We start from the raw sequence: 7,560 nt of genomic DNA on the forward strand, positions 1-7,560 counted from the left end.
CCGGGGGCGGGGGTGGTGGTCAGGCCGCGGTGGCGAGGGTCCGGATGCGGTGGAGCTCGGTGAGGATGTCGTCCAGGGTGCGGCAGTCCGGTCCGGTGAGGGCCGGGCCGTGGGCTCCGGGGGCTGCGGCGTCGGGGGCGGCGGCGTCGGGGGCGGAGGTGGGGTGCCGGGCGCCGTTCTCCAGGGCGTCGGCCATCGCGTCGAGGGCCGCGGTGACCTGACGGGCCGCCGGGCCGGCCGGCCGCGGGGAGCCGTGTTCGATCCGGACGGCGCAGGCCGTGGCGGCGTCGGCGATCCGCTCGGCGCCCTCGGTGACCTTCAGCCAGTCGAGAGCGGGCCCGGCGGTGAGCTCCGCGGCGGCGCCCTCGGCCGCGGTCCTGGCCTCCGCGAGCGCGTGGTAGGCGGAGCGGCGCAGCTCGGTGCGGGTCTGCGGACCGGGGGCGTCGGTCAGGACGTGGTCGAGGTAGCTGCGGGTGCGGCGCAGGGCCTGCGCCGAGCGGTGGCCGACCCGGGCCCGGGTGTCGGTGAGCCTCGGCAGATGGCCGGCGAGCAGGACGATGGCGCAGGCCAGTGCCGTGTCGGCGAGCCGGGAGACGGCGGCCTGGCGGTCACCGGCGGCGGAGACGAAGGCCAGGACGGTGACGGTCACCGCGGCGGTCTGCAGGGCGAAGTGCCGGGCGGCGAGCGGCAGCAGGGCTCCGGCCACGGCGACGGTCGCCACGGGCAGCCAGGGCCGGTCGGTGGCGGCGGTCAGCGCGGCGAACAGCACCACCCCGAGCGCGGTGCCGGCGAAGCGGTTGACGACCCGCGAGAACAGCGGCCCGAAGTCGGGTTTGACCAGGAACGCGGCGGTGGCCGGCAGCCAGAACCAGTGCTCGGTGTGGAGCAGCAGGGCGGCGGCCGTACTGGCGGTGACGCAGACGGCAACCCGGGCGCCGTACTCGCGGCCTGCCGGGCTCGCCGGGTGGATGCCGCGCGGTCCCCGGCGCGGGGTCGGGCGGTCGGGAGCGGGTGTGCCGGCGAAGACCAGACCGGCCTGCAGCACGGCCCGGTCGAAGGCGGTCCGGGCCGGGGTGTCGGAGTTCGGGGCGGGCAGGACACCGGGGTTCCTGCCCGCGCGGACGGCGGCGGCCAGGCGGCGGGGGCCGGTGGGGATCCGCTCCGGCAGCCGCTCGCCCTCCCAGAGCAGGGCGACGCTCGCCTCGCACAGGGCGGCCGCGGCGGCCAGCCGGGCGGCCAGCGTGGCCACCTCGGTACGGGTGGCGGCCCGGGCCGGCAGCGGGAGCACGCGGCGCAGCCGCAGGGCCTGGTCGGCCCGGTCGAGGGCGGCCGTCAGGCGGCGGCGGGCGGGTTCGGCGGCGGGGGTGCCGACTGCGTCCAGCGCGTCGGCGAGGGCGTCGAAGACGGCGGCCACCGCGAGGCGTTCGCCGGCCGCCGGGCGCCCGGGGCGCACGGTGGAGAGCAGGCGCAGCAGCATCAGCCAGCCGGCTCCCGCGAGGAACCAGGCCGCTCTGGTCCAGCCGGGCAGCGCGATCGACATGCCGCTGCCGACCGCGGTGAGGACCAGCAGTTGCAGGGCGGCCGCCGAGCAGACCGGACCGGCGACGCTGGCGGCGCCACAGAGCAGTCCGACCGTCAGCAGCAGCGGCAGCGCCCACCAGCCGGTCGCGAAGCCGAGCAGCAGGCCGAGCGCGCCGCCGAGGGCGGGTACGCCGGCCTGGACGGCGGCCACCCGTCGGGTACCGGACCGGTCGTTGATCCCGGCGAAGAGCGCACCGAGTCCGGCGAGCAGTCCCACCTCGGGACGGCCGGCGGCCAGTCCGGCGCCGAGCAGCGGTCCCATGCCGAGGGCGCCGCGGGCCATCGCGCTCCACGGGACGGGGCCGCGCTGCCAGCGCAGCGGGTGGGCCAGCCAGTCGGGTGTGCGGCGGCGCTCTGCTCGGGGCACGGTCCTCCTCGCGTCCGGGTGCTGCCGCTCGAGCCTAACCGGGCCGGTTGTCGCCGCTGATGCGGGCCGGTTACGCGCGCATGACGGCCCGGACTGGTCCGCGCGGGACCGCTCCGCGGCGGCCGTCAGCGGCCGCGCGGGCCCGCCAGGGGACGGGTCAACCACCAGGGCCACGCACCCCGGGCACGACCCGAACGGCACCCGCTCCCGGCGCCGCGGGCGTCAGCGGTCGGGCGGGGTGTCGGTGGCGGCGATCGGGCGGTCGGTGGCGGCCACCGGGTCCGGGAGGGCGGTGGAGCCGGTGAGGTAGCGGTCAACGGCGGCGGCGACCGAGCGGCCCTCGGCGATGGCCCAGACGATCAGCGACTGGCCTCGGCCCGCGTCGCCTGCCACGAAGACCCCGTCCGGCCCGGCGGCGTAGCCGCGGTCCCTGGCCAGCCGGCCGTCCGCGTCGAGGGTGAGGCCGAGCTGGCCGATCAGCGGGCTGTCGGGCTGCGGGCCGCGGAAGCCCAGGGCGAGCAGCACCAGCTCGGCCGGGAGGGTCCGGCCGGTGCCGGGGCGGGGGCGGCGGTCGGCCGGTTCGGCCTCGGCCAGCCGCAGGGCGCGGACCCGGCCGAGCCGGTCGCTCTCGAAGCTGACGGTGACGGCGGAGTAGATGCGCGGGTCGCCGGACAGGGCCACCGCCTCCTCGTGCGAGGCGGTCAGCCGGTGGACCTTGGGGTGGACCGGCCAGGGCTGGGCGGCGGAGCGGGCGTCGCCGGGCTGCGGGTTGATGTCGAGCTGGGTGACCCGGGCGGCGTGCTGGCGCAGTGCCGTGCCGAGGCAGTCGGCGGCAGTGTCGCCGCCGCCGACGATCACCACCTGCCGGCCGGCCGCGGACAGCGGTGAGTCGGCGAGGTCGCCCTCGACCACCCGGTTGGCCAGCGGCAGGTACTCCATGGCCTGGTGGACGCCCGCCAGCTCCCGGCCCGGGACCGGCAGCTCGCGCCAGGCGGTCGCACCGACCGCGACCACCACCGCGTCGTGGCGGGCCCGCAGGTCGGCGGCGGTCAGGTCGGTGCCGATCTCGACGCCGGTGCGGAACAGGGTGCCCTCGGCGCGCAGCTGGTCGATCCGCCGGTCCAGGTGGTGCTTCTCCAGCCGGAAGGAGGGGATGCCGTAGCGCAGCAGTCCGCCGAGCCGGTCGGCCCGCTCGTAGACGGTGGTCTGGTGGCCGGCCCGGGTGAGCTGCTGGGCGGCGGCCAGGCCGGCCGGGCCGGAGCCGACCACGGCGACGGTGCGCCCGGAGAGGTACTCGGGCGGGCGTGGGGCGGCCAGGCCGAGGGCCCAGGCCTGGTCGGCGATGGCGGCCTCGACGTTCTTGATGGTGACCGCGTCGCCGCCGGCGACGGCGAGCACGCAGGCGCTCTCGCAGGGGGCGGGGCAGAGCCGGCCGGTGAACTCGGGGAAGTTGTTGGTGGCGTGCAGGCGGTTGGCGGCGCTCTCCCAGTCGGCGTGCGACACCAGGACGTTCCAGTCCGGGATGAGGTTGCCGAGCGGGCAGGCCCGGTGGCAGAACGGGATGCCGCAGTCCATGCAGCGGTCGGCCTGGCCGCCGACGATCGGCAGCAGTCCCCGTTCGGCGTTCACCTCGGCCCAGTCCTGGACCCGCTCCCGCGGTGCGCGGCGTTCGCGCAGAGTGCGCGGGGTGGTGAGGAATGCCTTCGGATCGGCCATCGGCCGCCTCCGTCGTCCGCGCTGATCCCGTGTCCTGCGCCCTCGCCCGGGCGGGGGCTGCGCCCCGGCCGGACGTGGTCCGCGCTGTGGCCGGACGGGATGAGGGGCGCGTCAGGCCGGTCCCAAGCTGCGCCGGGCAGACGGTCGGGTCGTACGCGGCGTGTCCAGCCACCATACGTCCGTTCGGGTGGCTCTTCGAGGGCTCGGCCGCCGGCCCCGCGCGGGGCCGGCGGCTGCCGGTCGGCGGGGCCGGTGACGGGCCGGTGACGGCGCGGTCAGCGGCTGCGGGCGCCGGCCGCGAGCGGGCGGCAGAGCAGCACGTCCGGGACGCCGCCGTGGACCCAGCGCCAGGTATAGGCGACGCCGGCCAGGTACTCGTCGTCGGCGCACTGCCCCTTGTAGTAGCCGGGTGCCCAGTCGCTGCCGGTGGAGCCGCCGGTGGCGGGCCGGTTGTCTCCGTGGTCGAACCAGACGAGCCGGCCGCCGGTGGGCAGTGCGGACGCGGCGGTGGCGCACAGCAGCGAGCCCATCGCGCTGCCGCGCACGCTGTACCCGGTGGCGAAGGTGCCGTCGGGGCACTGCAGCTTGTTGTAGCCGGGCGCCCAGTCACCGCCGGTCACGTACCGCTCGTCGGAGACCACCTGGTACGCCGAGCCGGTGCGGGCGGGGCCGCCGGCGTCGGTGCACAGGCCGCGGCCGTCGCTGCGGCCGAGGCCGGTCAGCCGCTGGGTGTCGGGGCAGCTGCCCTTGCGGGCGCCGCGGTCCCAGTCGGGGAGGGCCAGCATCCGGGCCGAGGTGTCCTGGTCGGCGTGGTCGAGGTCGAGCATGTTCCAGCGCGGGGTGGGCGCCACCGGCCCGCTGCGGCCGGGGGTGCCGACCAGCCGGTGCCAGTCGGCGGCCCGCCAGTCCCCGGGATCGTCGATGCCGAGCCTGGCGCCGTTCGGGTCGTACGAGAGCAGCGCCCAGCTGTCCAGCGGTGCGCCGTCGCGGGTCCAGCCGACCAGCGGCCAGATCGCGAAGTCGGCGTCGGCGGCCAGCAGGATGTCGGTGAAGGTGTGGAACCAGGCCTGTTCCTTGGGGTCGGTGGAGCCACGGCCGCCCGCGCCGAACTCGCTGATCCACACGGGTGCGGTGAAGTGCTGCCCGGTGCGGGTGACGAACAGGGCCTCCTGGTCGACCACCTGGGCGAGCTGGGCGGGGGTGAGGTCCTGGTAGCGCGGGTCGTGGGTCTCGCCGAGGCCGGTGGCACCGCTGTGGTTGGGGCCGGTGTAGGCGTAGAAGTGCGCCGCGTAGACCAGCTTGTCGGAGCGGATCAGGGTGTTGGAGAGGTTCTGCACCGCGGTGAGCATCGGCCGGCCGTGCGGCAGGCCGTCGAGCGGGATGCCCTGCCAGTTGATGCCCTCCATCACGATCAGCAGATCGGGGTCGGTCTGCAGGATCCGGTTTCCGGCGGCTTCGAAGGCGGCGTACTCGTCGTGGGCGTCGCCCCAGCCCCAGTTGGGGTCGTCCCAGGTGTCGCGGCGGACCTCGTTGCGCAGGTCGGCGCCGACCACCCGCTTGTCGGCGCGGTAGCGCTCGGCCATGAACACCCAGTCGGCGATCCACTGTTCGGTGGACTGGCCGCTGTTCCAGCGTTCGTTGCCGTCCAGGCCGCAGCACCAGCGGGCGGTGGTGGTGTGGTCGTTGAGGATGACCGCGAAGCCGTCCGCGGTGAGCGCGGCGACGACCGCGTCGAAGACCTGCAGCGGGGTCTTGCCGCGCAGCTGCGGGTTGGCGGCGACGGCGGTGTCGGGCACCGGCGTGGTGTCGTGGATCAGGGCGTTGGAGAACGGCAGCCGGATGCTGTTGATCCCCAGGGCGTGGAAGTCGGCGAGGATCCGGGCGACCGGCGCGCGGTCCAGGCCGAGCGGCATGCTGTTCGACGGCTCGCCGTGCTCGTGCGAGGCCGGGTCGGCGATGTCCCCGCTGCCGGTCCAACTGCCTTGGGCACCCTCCCAGTTGCCGGAGCGGAGCTTGAAGCGGCCGCCCGTCGCGTCGACGACGTACCGGCCGCTGGTGCTGAGCGGGCCGGTCCAGGAGGCCGCCAGGGCGGCACCGGTGAGCGGCACCGACCGGTCGGCGGCCGCCGCCCCGCCCACCGGCCCGGCGGCACCCACGGCGCCGCCGGGGAGGGCGATCAGGGTGGCAAGCGCCGCGAGGACGGCGAGCGTACGGGTGAGGAGTTTCAGCATGGCCGACCCCGGGATGGTGGGTGACGATGGAATGTGATGATCTCCGTTCGGCTACCCGCAGGTAACGCGACGATTATCCACACGCCGGCCCGCCGCGCCTAGGGTGTTGACGTAACGTCAGCAAGCCGCGCTCCACCGACCCGGGGTCAGGGCCGGCATCAGCTCCGGAAGGTGATCGCGGCGCCCTCCCGGGCGGCCTGCTGGGCGGTGTAGGTGACGTCGTGGACGGTGTGTCCGGCCGGGTCGAGCAGGGTGATCCGGCCGCCCTTGTTGCCGAGCTGCAGGCCGTCACCGGTGGGGACGGTGAGGGTGGCACCCGGTTCGAGCCGCTGGGCCGGCAGGCCGACCCGGCGGTGCTGGGCGTCGGCGAGCTGCCAGTGCGCCAGGTCGACGGCGGCCGGGGAGTCGTTGACCACGGTGACCGTCTCCGCCCGGCCGTCCGGGCCCGCCGGGTTGACCAGCGCGGCCAGGATCCGCAGCGCCTGCCCGGGCGCGCCCGGTCCGGGGTCGGCCGGTCCGGGGTCGCCGGGGCGCGGGTCGGGGACGCCCGGCAGGGCGTGGCCGGTGGTGTCGTCGGTGTGCCAGGACTGGGACTGGAAGGCGAGGAAGACCGCGACCCAGCGCGACTCGGCCGGGATGTGCAGCAGCAGCGCGCCGTCCTGGCGGACGCCGTCGTCCCGGCGGTGGCCCGGGTCGTTGCCCTGGTTCATGTGGATGTCGTGCACGCCGTTGCCCGGCAGGAAGCCGAAGACCTTGTCCGGCAGGTGCGCCTCGGTGGGCCAGCGCTGCCCGAAGACGTACACCGTGGCGGCGGTGTCGGCGAGCGCCCGCAGCACGTGGCGGTCGAGCAGGTCGGCGAGGTCGTTGTCCTCGCCGGGCAGCTCCGGCGGCAGGACCCGCAGCGCGGCGCGGTCGAACAGGCCGCCGCGGACGAAGTCCAGGCCCCCGCCGCCGTCCTGCGCGGACAGCTCGCGCCAGCCGGACGCGGGCGCCGGGAGCTGCGCCAGGAGCGGGTGCCGGAAGTCCTCGTCGACCACGAAGAGCAGCTCGGACGGGGCCTGGTCGGAGAGCACGTTGACGGCGGCCCGGTAGTCGGTGCCCCCGGCGTCGCGCAGGTGCAGCTGGTAGTGGGGGGTGTCGGTGGCACCTTCGCGGCGTCTCGCGACGAGGGTGGCTGCCAGGACACCGTAGTGCTGCAGGGGCATCTGTCGTCCTCGGTCCGGGGGCGTCCGGGCGCTGCGCCCGGCGGGTCGTCAGGAGCCCTTCCCCGCTGGGCGCGCCCGGCACCTTGCCGAGGCTCAACGTTCGGGTGAACCTTCTGCGCCCCGGTTCACGCCCCCGGTTGACGCCCCGCCGGGACCCGCGGCCCGGGCGCCGGGTGCCGGCGCCCGGCCGCGACCTCGGTGGCCAGCGCGGCCAGCGCCGCCGGGGCGCCCCGCTGCCCGCGGATGCCGGGGAAGGCGTTGACGTCGACGATCAGCGGTCCGCCCGCCACGTCCAGCACGTCCACGCCGTAGACGTCGAGCCCGAAGGTCCGGCCGACCGCCAGTGCCAGGTCGGCGTACCCGGCGGGCAGCCGCTCCACCCGGCGGTGCGGCAGCGGGCCGCCGTCCGCCAGCTCGGAGCGGCGCAGCTCGGCGAAGGGCTCGCCGTCGACCACCCAGA

Annotated in this window: 4 protein-coding genes and 1 pseudogene; all 5 read right to left on the reverse strand. The window is 76.5% G+C overall.

Annotated elements, in window-relative coordinates:
* Positions 1-19: 19 nt before the first annotated feature.
* Entirely contained in the window at positions 20-1,948 is a 1,929-nt protein-coding gene (locus tag AA75_RS20080; RefSeq protein ID WP_033821509.1) for an FUSC family protein, read from the reverse strand.
* A 222-nt stretch (positions 1,949-2,170) separates the two neighbouring features.
* Complete coding sequence (locus AA75_RS20085; RefSeq protein WP_033821510.1) at positions 2,171-3,664, reverse strand: glutamate synthase subunit beta; 1,494 nt, start codon at positions 3,662-3,664, stop codon at positions 2,171-2,173.
* A 275-nt stretch (positions 3,665-3,939) separates the two neighbouring features.
* Complete coding sequence (locus AA75_RS20090; RefSeq protein ID WP_033821511.1) at positions 3,940-5,895, reverse strand: glycoside hydrolase family 5 protein; 1,956 nt, start codon at positions 5,893-5,895, stop codon at positions 3,940-3,942.
* Positions 5,896-6,053: 158 nt separating this feature from the next.
* Positions 6,054-7,100 (reverse strand): DUF2278 family protein, encoded by a 1,047-nt coding sequence (locus tag AA75_RS20095; protein WP_033821512.1) that lies wholly within the window; start codon positions 7,098-7,100, stop codon positions 6,054-6,056.
* A gap of 125 nt (positions 7,101-7,225) precedes the next feature.
* Positions 7,226-7,560 (reverse strand): annotated as a pseudogene (locus tag AA75_RS52155) (alpha-L-glutamate ligase); the annotation flags it as partial.

This window comes from Kitasatospora sp. MBT63 (assembly GCF_000710465.2).
In the GTDB taxonomy this organism is placed as follows: domain Bacteria; phylum Actinomycetota; class Actinomycetes; order Streptomycetales; family Streptomycetaceae; genus Kitasatospora.